Source organism: Spirosoma sp. (genome assembly GCF_048594605.1).
In the GTDB taxonomy this organism is placed as follows: domain Bacteria; phylum Bacteroidota; class Bacteroidia; order Cytophagales; family Spirosomataceae; genus Spirosoma.
Genome location: NZ_JBMDWV010000321.1, coordinates 1 through 12,124, shown reverse-complemented (window position 1 = coordinate 12,124; position 12,124 = coordinate 1). Strand labels below are relative to the sequence as shown.

19 protein-coding genes are annotated in these 12,124 nt (G+C 48.1%); all 19 read right to left on the bottom strand.

What is annotated here, in order from left to right; all coding sequences use genetic code 11:
* Positions 1 to 117: 117 nt before the first annotated feature.
* Positions 118 to 510 carry a hypothetical protein gene (locus ACOJS8_RS19380; protein WP_420150198.1) on the bottom strand — a complete coding sequence of 131 codons (393 nt, stop codon included), beginning with the start codon at positions 508 to 510 and terminating at the stop codon, positions 118 to 120.
* Positions 507 to 983 (bottom strand): HK97-gp10 family putative phage morphogenesis protein, encoded by a 477-nt coding sequence (locus tag ACOJS8_RS19375; protein ID WP_420150197.1) that lies wholly within the window; start codon positions 981 to 983, stop codon positions 507 to 509. Before ACOJS8_RS19375 ends, ACOJS8_RS19380 begins: the two co-directional genes overlap by 4 nt.
* On the bottom strand, positions 983 to 1,321 hold the full coding sequence (locus tag ACOJS8_RS19370; RefSeq protein WP_420150196.1) for a head-tail adaptor protein: 339 nt from the start codon (positions 1,319 to 1,321) through the stop codon (positions 983 to 985). The genes ACOJS8_RS19375 and ACOJS8_RS19370 overlap by 1 nt, the downstream gene beginning before the upstream one ends.
* Positions 1,318 to 1,509, bottom strand: coding sequence for a hypothetical protein (locus ACOJS8_RS19365; RefSeq protein WP_420150195.1), 192 nt, complete (start codon positions 1,507 to 1,509; stop codon positions 1,318 to 1,320). Before ACOJS8_RS19365 ends, ACOJS8_RS19370 begins: the two co-directional genes overlap by 4 nt.
* A gap of 7 nt (positions 1,510 to 1,516) precedes the next feature.
* On the bottom strand, positions 1,517 to 2,065 hold the full coding sequence (locus tag ACOJS8_RS19360) for a head-tail connector protein (protein WP_420150194.1): 549 nt from the start codon (positions 2,063 to 2,065) through the stop codon (positions 1,517 to 1,519).
* Positions 2,065 to 2,256, bottom strand: a complete 192-nt coding sequence (locus ACOJS8_RS19355; protein ID WP_420150193.1) for a hypothetical protein — start codon at positions 2,254 to 2,256, stop codon at positions 2,065 to 2,067. Before ACOJS8_RS19355 ends, ACOJS8_RS19360 begins: the two co-directional genes overlap by 1 nt.
* A 17-nt stretch (positions 2,257 to 2,273) precedes the next feature.
* Complete coding sequence (locus ACOJS8_RS19350) at positions 2,274 to 3,533, bottom strand: phage major capsid protein (protein ID WP_420150192.1); 1,260 nt, start codon at positions 3,531 to 3,533, stop codon at positions 2,274 to 2,276.
* Positions 3,526 to 4,536 carry an HK97 family phage prohead protease gene (locus tag ACOJS8_RS19345; RefSeq protein ID WP_420150191.1) on the bottom strand — a complete coding sequence of 337 codons (1,011 nt, stop codon included), beginning with the start codon at positions 4,534 to 4,536 and terminating at the stop codon, positions 3,526 to 3,528. The genes ACOJS8_RS19350 and ACOJS8_RS19345 overlap by 8 nt, the downstream gene beginning before the upstream one ends.
* A complete protein-coding gene (locus tag ACOJS8_RS19340; RefSeq protein ID WP_420150190.1) occupies positions 4,533 to 5,927 on the bottom strand; it encodes a phage portal protein in 1,395 nt (464 codons plus the stop codon). Before ACOJS8_RS19340 ends, ACOJS8_RS19345 begins: the two co-directional genes overlap by 4 nt.
* Positions 5,928 to 6,006: 79 nt before the next feature.
* The gene (locus ACOJS8_RS19335; RefSeq protein WP_420150189.1) at positions 6,007 to 6,504 is read right to left on the bottom strand and encodes an RNA polymerase sigma factor; all 498 of its coding nucleotides are present in this window, start codon (positions 6,502 to 6,504) and stop codon (positions 6,007 to 6,009) included.
* Positions 6,491 to 6,850, bottom strand: coding sequence for a hypothetical protein (locus ACOJS8_RS19330; protein ID WP_420150188.1), 360 nt, complete (start codon positions 6,848 to 6,850; stop codon positions 6,491 to 6,493). The genes ACOJS8_RS19335 and ACOJS8_RS19330 overlap by 14 nt, the downstream gene beginning before the upstream one ends.
* On the bottom strand, positions 6,825 to 7,169 hold the full coding sequence (locus ACOJS8_RS19325) for a LytR/AlgR family response regulator transcription factor (protein ID WP_420150187.1): 345 nt from the start codon (positions 7,167 to 7,169) through the stop codon (positions 6,825 to 6,827). Before ACOJS8_RS19325 ends, ACOJS8_RS19330 begins: the two co-directional genes overlap by 26 nt.
* A 3-nt stretch (positions 7,170 to 7,172) precedes the next feature.
* On the bottom strand, positions 7,173 to 7,541 hold the full coding sequence (locus ACOJS8_RS19320; protein ID WP_420150186.1) for a hypothetical protein: 369 nt from the start codon (positions 7,539 to 7,541) through the stop codon (positions 7,173 to 7,175).
* Between the two features lie 103 nt (positions 7,542 to 7,644).
* Positions 7,645 to 7,992, bottom strand: a complete 348-nt coding sequence (locus tag ACOJS8_RS19315; protein ID WP_420150185.1) for a hypothetical protein — start codon at positions 7,990 to 7,992, stop codon at positions 7,645 to 7,647.
* 537 nt (positions 7,993 to 8,529) lie between these two features.
* Entirely contained in the window at positions 8,530 to 9,024 is a 495-nt protein-coding gene (locus ACOJS8_RS19310; protein ID WP_420150184.1) for a hypothetical protein, read from the bottom strand.
* A gap of 361 nt (positions 9,025 to 9,385) precedes the next feature.
* On the bottom strand, positions 9,386 to 9,913 hold the full coding sequence (locus ACOJS8_RS19305) for a transposase (protein ID WP_420150183.1): 528 nt from the start codon (positions 9,911 to 9,913) through the stop codon (positions 9,386 to 9,388).
* Between the two features lie 113 nt (positions 9,914 to 10,026).
* Positions 10,027 to 10,200, bottom strand: coding sequence for a hypothetical protein (locus ACOJS8_RS19300; RefSeq protein ID WP_420150182.1), 174 nt, complete (start codon positions 10,198 to 10,200; stop codon positions 10,027 to 10,029).
* Complete coding sequence (locus tag ACOJS8_RS19295; RefSeq protein ID WP_420150181.1) at positions 10,197 to 11,915, bottom strand: terminase large subunit; 1,719 nt, start codon at positions 11,913 to 11,915, stop codon at positions 10,197 to 10,199. The genes ACOJS8_RS19300 and ACOJS8_RS19295 overlap by 4 nt, the downstream gene beginning before the upstream one ends.
* The coding region (locus tag ACOJS8_RS19290) for a P27 family phage terminase small subunit (protein WP_420150180.1) at positions 11,912 to 12,124 on the bottom strand (213 nt) is incomplete at its 5' end. The genes ACOJS8_RS19295 and ACOJS8_RS19290, both read right to left, overlap by 4 nt.

The following is a 12,124-nucleotide window of genomic DNA, read 5'->3' as shown; positions in this document are numbered from 1 at the left end:
GCCAATGGGTACGTAGGTGTTACTCCCTGAGCCTGGCTTGATCATCGCCAGGAAAACCTCATTGCCGGTTACAGCGGCTTGTGTGCGTGCTGCCATTAGTTAAGTGTGTTACGGTGGTTAAATCAATTGTCCAGTAATCTGGAATTCCAGGGCACGGTTGAGGTACCTCGTTCCTTCGTTAAAATCATCCGGCGTTTGTACGGCTGGCTCAATGGTTAACCGGGCACCAACGCTGACACCGGAGAAATTCTCCAGTACCTTTCGGATGGCCTTGTCTAGTTGCTCGAGTTGGTCATAGCCATCTTCGGCTACTTCAATGCCGACAACAAGCGTCCCCCAAAAGCAACCCATCGGATTCCGAACGGGCAATAGCTTGATGCGATCGGTTCCGAACCAGATGCAGGGAACGGGTTGCCCCTGTGGAATGATGCCAGGGCTAATGCAGTTACCCACCATAGCCCGAATCGGGTTATCATTGTGTAACAGGGCAAAAACAGCCGGTCCAATCACTTTCTCGCTCGTTTTAAAATGCGTTGAACAACCCCATTCAGGCTGTTCATAAAGTTGTTTTTCACTTCACCAATCACCCGGTTTACGCCCCGATCGATAAAGGCATTCGCCCTCATGCGAATCGTACCGAACGTAATGAAGTGGGTCCGCCAGCCGACTTTTCCGCGTTTTTGGGATACGCCAATCAGGACTCTGACCTCTTCCTGACCAACGCCATCGACCGCTTTGGCGCGAACGTCCCGGCGGGTGGCTCCGCCCCTACGGTAGTCATTGCGTCGGCCCCGACCCCGGCTCAGCGATACCCGCTCGTAGCCGTCCTGACCAACGGGGGCCTCCTGTTGAACCGACCGAACCGCAGGCTTTGAGGCACCGACCAACGCACCGCCTAGCACTTTCCAATCCAGCGCCCTCCCCACTGACCGCAGATCCTGAATCAGCGGTTTCAGACTGGAGGAATCCATTTTGATTTGCATTAGACATTGGTTCGTTTGGTTTGCAGCGTCAGGGCTTCCCGTCTGCCGACTTCGGTAATGCCGACGATATCGTAGATCACTTCGGGACTGGCTGACTCATCGACAAAGCGCATCATGGGCGTGATGCCCGGCTGATAGCGAATGGTCCAGATCGTACGGCCCGTAGCGACCATCTGCTTCCCCGACTGGGTTTCCGAAGCCTGCTCCTCATCCTGCTTTCCCGCGGCACCGCTCCAGATGGGTTCCCAGCCTTTGGCCGGTTGGCCGTTATTCTGCTGGCCTTCGGGTTTGGCTTCGATGCGGCCCCGCCGGTCCATCAGGCCCGAGAGGTTTCTCATTTCGCGGGGGCAGTCTCTGGTTTTGCGGGTGCTGTTTTAGCGGGTGCCGCATCAGCTGGCACCTCCACTTCCACCGCAAAACCCAGCTTAATCAGGTTCTTTCCCATTGTCAGGGAAACTTCAGCCTCTTGACCTGTTTCGAATTCATGCCCGGCCGTTTGGCAGGCCTGAAGAATTTTAATTTTCATGTTCATCTTACAAAATGGGTAATACGTAAGAGCCAATTAACCAATCCACCTGCGTCGGAACGTCCTTCCGCTCATCGGCCCGGTTGTCAAACCAGCGGCCAATCAGCAGTCGTACGGCCTGTAAAATGTCATGCGGAACCGCTTCGTAAGCATAGCCTGCCGTATAGGTCACCCGAACGCGTGATACGTTGGGGAGCCTCTGCGCCAGTGGGAAGAAATACACTTCACCGGTTTCGCGCCAGTCGTAGTCCGCTTCATCCAGCAGCGTCCAGGTCACATCACCTTTTGTCTGATAATGCACCGCGCTGACGGCCGTTACGTTCAGGGATTGCAGAACCGAGTCGCAAAAACCATCGCTAAATCCGTAGTACTCACGCGAAAAAATGGGCTGTTTACAGTGGGTTTCAATCTTGGCCATAGCCGCCAGAATCAGCGATTCGGCCGTTTGATAATCCGCTGTATTACCCCGATCGACCCGAATCCAGTCGCACCCGACACTGACATCGATGCAGGGTTGGTGCTTTTTCGTAGGATCTTTCGGGCGAGCAGTGAGCATTACGGTTTTTTGCGGGTTTCCGCTTTCGGTGTACCAACTTTGGCGGTTTGGGCAGCCGTTGAGGCTACGTACTCAGCCAGGTTGTGTTTGACCAGATCTGCCGCCCGTTCGGTACTGACTTCGACTACTTCACCAGGAATGTAGCTGAAGTCAGTACCGCCACAGGACACCAGAATTTTAATTTTTACCATTGGAATGGCTGTTTAGCCTAGCTGGCTGCGTGTTTGAGGAATTTCACGGCACCCGTATTCAGCAAGCGGGCATCCGTACGCATGAAGCCGACGTAAGCTGTCTGATTGTATTCAGCAAAGCGCTCCGTCAACCGGATGATCAGCGGCTGAGCCACGTTCCGGATGATGTACTTGCTGAAATCACCAAAGCCAACCGATTTTTTACCAGCGCCGATATCCGCCAGATCGTCATTGATGACGTACTGATGGCCCCAGATGGTTTCGGGTGTACCTTTCTGCATATCACCCATTGACCAGATGTACCGGCCTTCCTGGTCTTTCAGCTTGCGGATAGCCGCCAGCGTCAGATCATTCAGGGTGTATTTACCGTTTTTGCGGTACGCCCGGTTAACGTCATGCAACAGATCCAGCAGGTTATCAGCCGTAAGAGCAGCAGCAGCAACGCCCGTCACAAACTCACCCGCATCGATAATCACACCACGGGGTTTGTTGGTACCGTCGGCTTTGGTGTAATGCTCATTCTGGATACGACCAAAACGAATACCCATAGCCTCCGTGATCAACGCGCCCAAATTGAAGGCAGAATCCTGCATCAGTGCATTATCAACCTTGATCACGTCAGACGTGTAGGTGAATGCGCCAAGGGTTTTAGACCCGAAACCAAGATCCGTAGAATCCGGTGTAGCATCCGTTCCTGACGAAAGGATACGACCTTTGGTCGCCGTATCGTCCATTGTTGGCCAATCAACCGTAGCCCCGGTACCCGTGCCCCAGATGCGGCCCAGTTCGAGCATTCCGCCGTAGGCTTTCAGCGCTACTTCGATTTCATTGCTGAATTCGCGCGGTACCAGGTAACCACCAGCGGCACCCGAACCTGAGCTTTGCGCACGGGTTTCGGCACCGGCTTCAATAGCCTTCTGGAATCCACCCAGTGAGCGTTTTTCAGCTTCCGTCAACTCCGAGAAACCATAACGCAGATAGGCGTCAAACGCCTGACGGTGGGCTGTTTCGGCACCAGCTTCCTCCTGTTTGCCACGCTTTTCAGCTTCCACTTTTTCGGTAGCTTCCACGACCGAACGTTGGTCAGCCTCTTCCCGCTGATACACTTTGATTAACCGATCGATATCATCGATATCTGCATCGTGCTTATCAAACGCACTCCGCTCTTCAGCGCTAAAAGAGCGGCCGTTTTCGGCCTCAGCCTTGTCAATAATCGAACGCTGCTCAGCGACGATCCGCCCTTTCTTCTCCTGAAGGGACTTGAGTTTGTCAAACATGATTTAAAGAATTACGGTGGTTACGATTTTTAAGAATGTACCATTCCAGAGACCGTTCCTCTGGCTGGTTATTATTGTTGGTGGAATTGGACTCTTCTTCAGCCGACCGCTGCTCTGCCTGTTCGGTCGTTGTCCCCGTTTCGGGCTGGGTTTCACTGCCAGCGCTGCGGTCTTCCTTCGCTGGACTTTCCGGCGTTTCGGAATCAATGGGCTCCTGCAACTCGGCCAGTACCTCTTCCATCCAGCTTTGGGTATAGAACAGGTCACTCAACCGACCAGCGGCCAGCCGTTTTACGTTGAAGTTGGTTAGCCCTGGAATGGCCTTGGCTACAAAATCAATCTGCGAGTTGATTTGTGCGACAAAGCCCACTAAAAAGCTCTTATCGTTTTCGCTGATGCTTTTCTGCGTCTTGCTGTACAGCATCCGCATGACGGCCAGCTGATCATCCTGACCCGATACGGACCGGACCGTTGCTTCAGCCATGCCGATCGAGGTTTGCAGATAAGCCGCACGGGTTACCAGGCTCAGATCCGAGAGTTTGGAGATTTTCTCCACGTAGCGATACAGTACGTCGTCTTTTACTTCCCAGCGGTCTTTGGCCACGTAGAATTTAAACGACATACCCCGGATATCCCCCCGCTTGACCCATTCTTCACAGTCGTTACCGACGGTATTGTCGGGCTTGCTGATGCGTACGTTAACGCCCGTATCGGTGATACCAAACTGAAGCGTGCCCGAATAATTGGCCCCTAACAACCGGTTTTCATCGTGATTGAAAACGGCCAGCACTTCCGATACGTCGGTATTATCGTCAATCGCACCCGCTACAATGATTTCCCGGAAAACGCCCCGTTTCTGGTCAAATAATGGCCGGGAGGGCTGATTGAACACAATGCCCTGGCCGATAAAAAATGTACCGCCCCCGTCACCTTCGGACCGTTGTTCAACAGTCACATGGGAGACATATAGGCGCTCTTCGACGGTCATCGTTTGTGTGTTCATGCGTCAATGGAATCGTTATCGGTGGGTACTGTACTGCCTTTCTTGGATGGGTTACGTTTCGGCGGTTTTGGCTTCGAATCGTCCGTTTTCGGTTCGCCCATATGGGAGTCTTTTGTTACACGCTGCATGTTCATTTGCGTGAACGTGTCATCGTGATGGGGCAAGTGGTTCAGGTTGTTACGCCGACGGATTTCATTTGGCGTAATGGAAGCTGTATTGAACAAGGCTTGAATTTTGGCCGCTTCGGCTACTGAATCCCCCCGTAGCAGAATATCAAAATCATGAATGATCTGCTTTCTGCCCTTATCTTCTTCCAGGAAGAGTTTGCGTTCAAATTCCTGTTGAATCCTGACGGTCCAAGGCAGAATCGTATCGGTCAGGTACTCTTTATTCTGGTGCTCGATGTTGTTATTGGTCGAGCGGTCCAGCTTGCCAATTTTATGCTGAGGGACGCCGTACATACGGGCAATGTCCTCAACCTGAAAATTGCGGGTTTCAATAAACTGGGCATGGTTTGGCGGAATAGTAACCGCTTTGTACTTCATGCCCTGTTCTAAAATCAGCGGCTTATGTGCGTTCTCCAGTCCGGTTACTTTCCCAGCAAACTGAGCCCGTAGCCGGTTGATCGCGCTTTCATCTTTAAATGACTGCTCTGTTTCCAGAACACCCATCCCACCGGCACCCTGGCCAAAGAATCGAGCGCCGAACTGTTCAGCGGCCAATGAAAGACCAATTCCCTCAGCAAATAGCTCAATTGGGCTTTTACCGATAACGCCATTACTACCCAGATTGCGAATGTGGATGATATCCCGTTTGTGGATTACCTCACCAAACACATTGTAGTACAGATAGCGCACCCGGCCAGCGTTCATGTAGATTGGAGCACATTCACCCGGTTCCAGAAAGCGTAGGCCGATCGGCTTCATGTACTTATCCCGCTCAATGAGCGCATACCCGTTGCCATGTGCTAAAGCAGAAGCCACCAGAATGAAGATAAAATCAATCCAGTTCATGCACTCATCCACCCCATAGGTGTACAATAGCTGAAGCGGATCTTCTTTATCCAATTTCCGGCCTTCTTCGGTCTCCCAGTACACGCCCATTGGCAGCATCGCCAGCGTGTTGGCAATCCGGCTGATACAGGCATAGACCGCACTCACGCGCATGGCCGTTTCCGGAGTCACTTTCACACCCGCGGAAACAGGTGTTCCGTAATTACCGTACAGGTCCGACCACGAAGCCATACTACCCAACGGAACAGCCGGATTTTCGAGAGAAGCGGAGCGCTGTTCCTCCGAACGTTCGGCTGTATACGCAACAGCCGAACCGGCATCAGACACGGCGTCTGATCCTTTGAAGAAACTCTTTACGTACTCAGCGAGTCCGGCCATTCTGTCCAATTGGAATGGCGCGAATTTGGACTAACCGCTACAGGTGTTTTATACATGCATCGGGATAAAACTCTAACTTTTAAAAATGGGAGCGGTCAGGCAGTAGCTCCCGAACTCGTTTGAGTCGGCTCCGAACGGTACCAATTGGAATGCCCAGTTCGTCCGCTATCTCTTCGTATTTGAGTCCTTCCAACCGTAACAAAGCAGCATCCTGATAGACTGGATTCGCCTGCTGAATGGCTGTTCGTAAATCCGATTGCGTCAAATCGAAGACGGCGTAATTTTCTGAACTGTGATTAAACAGCCGGGCATCGTAGATCGAATCGTTTGCCTCAACCATGTAGCCAAACTTCTTTCCCCGGTGGTACTGGGTCACAAACAGATTATGCGTCAATGTGGCAAGCCAGCCTTTGAGGTACACCCCATCGAACTTGTCCGCATGAATCAGAGCCAGTATCGCTACGTCCTGAGCCAAATCCTTTGACCTTTCCGGATCACAGGTATACTTTAGCGCTACCCGTCTGATATAGGTTGTGTGGTCAGCGATCGTATCGCCCCAGCTTTTATTGTTTTCCATTGTTGCCCTCCTGATTGGCGCGGTAGTTACTCAGCGCATTGAAAAATGATTCCCGATCGCGGTAGCGTCGACCCTGATTCAGCAACCGACAATACATTTGTTCGATCGCTTCATAAGCGGCCGTATCGAATCCCGCTTTTTTTCGGGTTGATGGGAGCAACAGGCGCTGTTCTTCGTAGACTTCGACAAACCCTTTGACGGATTTAAAATATAAAATGAGATCGACCAAATCCCCCAGCGTACCATCCAGCTGGAGCGCAGATAGGGGCCGAATGGGATCATACAATTTCGCAAAGTTGATCAGCCGACGGGCTTTGGATTCAGTGGGCGTTTGGAGAGTGTTCAAGTGACGGTAGGTATTGGTTAAGTTGTGATCTGAATACTCTGGCTTTACGCCGAGACATAGCCCACAGACTTCCATTGGATAGGACGATATGCGTAGCCGAGAAGTTGATTAGATGCCTGGGGTTGATCAGGCTCATTTTGTGAATACGCAGGAAGCCGGGTAGTTTATCTTCCCAGTGTTTCAGCGTTAGGGATACCAGAATGGGTTTTCTTCCCTGAATGTGGATGATGGTGTAATTTCCATTTCCTTCCAGGCATAGAATGTCCTTCACCGGCACCCGTTGCCGTTTGCTTTTGTCCAGAATCGAAAGTGTCTCCATTGTTTAGCGATAAATGGCTATACCTTCGATTCCCGCTGCGGGTACATGCAGTTGCTTTTGACGGAGCTTGCTTCCCACCAGCTTTAATTTTCCATTTACCGTTCGCAGGTCAGCCCCTACTCCATACGTGCCAAGCACTACGTATCGGATGGCGGGTTCTTCATCGCCTGAAATAGCCTCAGCGTATTCCAATTCGACAAAATGACCTTCAATCAGGTAAGAAAACGGGTTGATTTGCCCTGCTGTGGGGATGAAGGGCACTCGGCCAGCCGGGTCATTCTTCTTTTTAAAGAAGATATCGGCCGGGCTGGTCCGACACTGTACGAGTAGCCGGTCGCCTGGGCGAAGTTCACAAAGTTCAGAATGGGTCACAGTTACGGTAGATTTCCTCGAAATTGCGGAGAATCAACCGGTTACAAGGGGCCAAAATGGCCCAAAATTTGAACAAAAAACTAATGACACTGTTGTACTGGCTTTATAAACTGCTTTTCTTATAATTACTGACAGCAAATTCAACACCTTTTGTAATACATGTATAAGCAAAAGCAAGTATAGCAAAAGTATACATTTCTATTCTTGGCGATAAAATAAAAAAAATAGCAACTGTTACTAGAAATAAAATTAGTCTGACAATAACTCCATAAAGTTTAATGAACCTATCAACAACCGTAAAGTGATAGCAAGCTAGATAAATCAATATGAGCGCCAACAGAAATAGTAAAGCACCACCTAACGATAAAATTTCATTCTGAATTATAGAGTAACAAACTCCAGTAGTAAGAGCAGTATTAAAACAGTTGATAAATGAATCTTTTGTTAACATCTCGTTTTATTACAAAATCAGGTATTCGAAAGCTTGTTAGCTCTCGAATACCTATCTATTACTACATAGTGCCGCAACCATTTGCGCAATTGTAATTGCTTAAACAATAACAAAACTCCTGGTCTACTGCGTTCAACTTCGAGTTGAAAGTAGTATGAACCTCATTAAGCTGATTCCAGTAGAGCTCAGTTGCGTAGAGCAAATTAATAGAAACGTTAATAGCTCCTTTAGGTGCAGACTCTAAGATACCTATCAACCAAGTACCTAGCTGATAAATGCTCATCGTAGTATTACTTGATCCCATAACATAAGAATCACTATTCGGTCCGAAATAAGGAGTTATCTGACCAATGTCATATATATAGTTATTGACAGTAATATCTGCGTTTTGGTGCATTTCCCACACACAATAATCACAGCCATTCTCAAAGTGTGGTACGTTTTGTGTTTGCGCGATAGATACGCTATATCCGCAAATAGTCAGCAATACAACTCTGAATATATATAAAAATTTCATGGTTCTCATTTTGATGAAGATTATTGTTTAGAAACTTGATTACGTGCTTTTACAAATACTTCACGTTTATCAGTACCTATTGTGCTGACCAATAAAATCATTTCTTTTTTGTTGAAAGTTTTCAGCTCAGGATACTTTGAGTACAATTCATACTTTGCTTTACCAAGTCTTTTCATTGCATTAAGCTGTCTTTCTGGATTATAAATACCTGCTTTTTCTAGATGAGCGAGATAGTCTCCACTTGTTTTTAAATTCATAAAGCCCTCTCGCAAGATAGTCCGATCAAATTTTCTTGATTGATTGCTTTGACTAACAGAAACAGAAACAGCAACCATCTCATTCATTGCAGCATCGTATTCTTTAAAAACAGGCTCACTAGCTAATGACTTAATTAGTCTTTTAACCAACTCTGTTCTCACCCCGTCTTTAGAAACCTGCATTTCTTGATCGGTGAACGTTTGGCAACCAGTCAGGGCGGGTAAAATGATAGCTACCCAAAACCATAGTGCTTTCATATACAAAATGTGTCTAAAAGGTAAGGAATGAAAAATAGATGTGTAAAATTTTACGATGCCAATATATATATATATATTAATTACATTAATGCAAATTTTATAAATATTTTATTTTTAATTATAACTATATATGTATTGTGTGTAAATAATAAGCTGTTTACCAATTACTTAGGGCATATCGGTTTGTCAAGTTAATTATGATTGCCGCTCTCGGGAAAGTTTCTGATAAAAAATAGAATAGATTATAGCTTATAGACTCCCGTTATGCGCTGTTAGCTGGTTTCGACCGTTTACTCAACTGGTGGAATATGTTGCAAAATAGAGAAGTGACTTCTACAAAATCTTAGAATGTGTTGGGGAATCATCTTTTGTAATCAGGTTCGATTCGTTGAAGCATTAGTTGGATGTTAGCCAAATACAGCCAGTTGACCGAAGATAATAACGTATACTCGTAATCTTTGACGATGCGACGGAAGTAATTGGTCCAGCTAATGGTTCGCTCAACGACCCAACGTTTGGCAACAGGTACAAACCCTTGGGCCGATTCAGGCCGCGAAGCTTTCTCAAAATCAATTGACCACTCCGCTAAGGCGTTGGCAAAAACACCATTATACGATTGGTCACCGTACACTTTTTCTAGCCGTTCGCCCACCCGCCACAGTATATCGTCAATTAGCGAAACAGCAGCGGGACCATCCGCTTGATTGGCAGCATGTACAGTCGCCAGCCAGAGTCGGCCTTGGGTGTCGACAACAAGTTGCCGTTTGCGACCATTGACCCGTTTGTTGGCATCTGTACCCCGATATTCATAGATCATAGAATTCAACTTAACACTTTGTGAATCTAAACCTGACGACTTACTAAGGATAGAACATCTGCCAGTATTCACTAACCAGCTACGGTCATGTAATTATTCACCATCAGAAGCGCGGCTACGCTTCGTTCGCAAAACGGATTAACTTAGGGAATAAAAAAGCGCGGTTGCTACACGCGCTTTTTTAGTTATAGTCGCTGTCGACGTAGCCGCTTTAGCGTAGTCATCGACATTTTGATATCAATCGGGCAATCCTCCACCGCTACTTCCAAGATATCACGTATACTCCGGCCGATCATGCGTTTTTGCGCAGGTAAAAAGTAGTTATCATAGAAATACCGGTGAATGGTAGGCTTTCTCATAGCTCAATGAATCCGCGATCGTCGTAAACGTTAGCTGTGTTGTTTTTCTGATCATCCTGATACACCCGCAGCGCGTTGATAGCCGCGATCAGCCCGTCAATCTTCCCTTTTGAGCGTTTGGAATCCTTCGTTAAGCGAATACATTCGTTATTTCCGGAAATTTCCACGGCATTCGCTGTCTGCCACCGCATCACTGGGTCAAAACCGTGATTGAACCGGCCTTCCAATAGCGAATATTTGAGGAGTTTTGTCGGTTCAGACAATTCGTTGATGGTTTGGGGCACCATCAGCATGTTAATGCCGTATTCTTCGAGGTTGATGGCCAGATTACCGATGTTGTGAACGTCATAACCAAGGGCTGTCATCGGGTAATCAATGAACATTTCCTTGATATGTTCTTCAATGACGTTGTAATCGGTAACGGTACCCTCTGTTTCGATGATATAGCCCTCTTCAATCCAATCGAGTAGCGAAGAAAGCCCCTTATCGACCCGTTTGGCCACCGTTTCTTTTGGAATAAAATGCCACCAGAAGGCGTCAAACTCCTCTTTTCCGGTTTCGCAATCCTCACGGGGAAACACCAGCGCAAAACTGCAAAAGTCGTCCCGTTTGGCGAGGTCCAACCCTCCAAAACAGCGCTTATTCTTAAAATCCTCCAGCTGTATTTCCTGGCCACCCGCCTGGTAAATTTCGTCTTCGATCCAGGCTGATTCCGCATCGACCCACATATTGAGGTTGAGGGTCTTAAATGAGGCTAATGTTGAGGCTCCTTTCTGGGTTGCTTTCTTCAACGCAGACGCCATATCATCAATCCGCAGGAGCCGGTCCAGCATCGGATTGGCTTTAAACCAGTTGGCTGGATTTCGCCACGGTGCAGCCTTACTCTTTTTGTCTTTATCCTTCATATCCTCCTCGTCGAGAGAAAAAATCAGGACAAACACCTCATCATTTTCCAATATGCCCTTGACGATAGGGATATAGAAATTATTCTCGGATTCGAAGCAGGGACCAAACTTGTTCTTGCCCCGGGTGGTCACGATGTTCATGATGGGGTTTGCTGTTTTCAATAAGGCGGTTTCCAGCTTATCCAACATGCCATCATTCTCAAACTCGTGGTATTCGTCAATAACCGCATACGTTGGCCGTTTACCATCGGCGGTTTTCGGGTTACTGGTCAGAAAACTAAACTTTGATTTGCGGCTACGGTTGTAGATCGTTTCCGCACTGGCATCCAATGCCTCCTGCAGTTCAGGCGAGAACTCCAGCATGTTTTTGGCATCTTCAAACGCAATCTTGGCCTGGTCTTCCTTCGTAGCCGATACGTAGGCCTCTGCTTTGAAAGGACCGTCGACGGTCAAATGATACAGAATACCCAGTGACTCAATCGGGGTTTTGCCATTTCCCCGAGCACAGGACTTGTATTTGTAGCGGAAGCGTCGGCGTCCATCATCCCGCTTCCAGCCGTAGAACACATATTTTTCCCACACCTGGCACGGAGCCAACTGAATGGGCGTATCGGGTCCAATGTTGACTAGTTCGGTAAAATCAAGGAAGCGTTGCCCGGCATCATGATCAAACCAGATCCCGCGTTTGTGACCTTCTTTTAAATCACGACGTTGCCGCTCAATGGCATGACGTAGCAGCTTGCCCGATGGTATTTTACCGGACAAAATATCGTCTTCGTATTGTTTGGCAATCTCGTTATAAGGAGTCACTTTGCTCTGTCAATCAATTGTTGGAGTCTGGATTTCGATTTTTCAGGAGCACCGCCCATCGTCAGTCGTGCTCGTGCGGCCGGAGTAAATCCGAACTGGCCTGCCATTTTCAAGGCCTCGTCGAGAGACTCTTTCCGTAAACTGGCGTATGGGTTTTTCTGTATTTTGACAACTAACCCATCCTTGTTTTTAATCGGAAAAACCGCCCC

What these genes read in the sequence shown, in the direction of transcription:
- ACOJS8_RS19375 (WP_420150197.1), bottom strand. Translation starts at nt 983, where the DNA reads ATGCAAATCAAAATGGATTCCTCCAGTCTGAAACCGCTGATTCAGGAT.
- ACOJS8_RS19370 (WP_420150196.1), bottom strand. Translation starts at nt 1,321, where the DNA reads ATGAGAAACCTCTCGGGCCTGATGGACCGGCGGGGCCGCATCGAAGCC.
- ACOJS8_RS19365 (WP_420150195.1), bottom strand. Translation starts at nt 1,509, where the DNA reads ATGAAAATTAAAATTCTTCAGGCCTGCCAAACGGCCGGGCATGAATTC.
- ACOJS8_RS19360 (WP_420150194.1), bottom strand. Translation starts at nt 2,065, where the DNA reads ATGCTCACTGCTCGCCCGAAAGATCCTACGAAAAAGCACCAACCCTGC.
- ACOJS8_RS19355 (WP_420150193.1), bottom strand. Translation starts at nt 2,256, where the DNA reads ATGGTAAAAATTAAAATTCTGGTGTCCTGTGGCGGTACTGACTTCAGC.
- ACOJS8_RS19350 (WP_420150192.1), bottom strand. Translation starts at nt 3,533, where the DNA reads ATGTTTGACAAACTCAAGTCCCTTCAGGAGAAGAAAGGGCGGATCGTC.
- ACOJS8_RS19345 (WP_420150191.1), bottom strand. Translation starts at nt 4,536, where the DNA reads ATGAACACACAAACGATGACCGTCGAAGAGCGCCTATATGTCTCCCAT.
- ACOJS8_RS19340 (WP_420150190.1), bottom strand. Translation starts at nt 5,927, where the DNA reads ATGGCCGGACTCGCTGAGTACGTAAAGAGTTTCTTCAAAGGATCAGAC.
- ACOJS8_RS19335 (WP_420150189.1), bottom strand. Translation starts at nt 6,504, where the DNA reads ATGGAAAACAATAAAAGCTGGGGCGATACGATCGCTGACCACACAACC.
- ACOJS8_RS19325 (WP_420150187.1), bottom strand. Translation starts at nt 7,169, where the DNA reads ATGGAGACACTTTCGATTCTGGACAAAAGCAAACGGCAACGGGTGCCG.
- ACOJS8_RS19315 (WP_420150185.1), bottom strand. Translation starts at nt 7,992, where the DNA reads ATGTTAACAAAAGATTCATTTATCAACTGTTTTAATACTGCTCTTACT.
- ACOJS8_RS19310 (WP_420150184.1), bottom strand. Translation starts at nt 9,024, where the DNA reads ATGAAAGCACTATGGTTTTGGGTAGCTATCATTTTACCCGCCCTGACT.
- ACOJS8_RS19300 (WP_420150182.1), bottom strand. Translation starts at nt 10,200, where the DNA reads ATGAGAAAGCCTACCATTCACCGGTATTTCTATGATAACTACTTTTTA.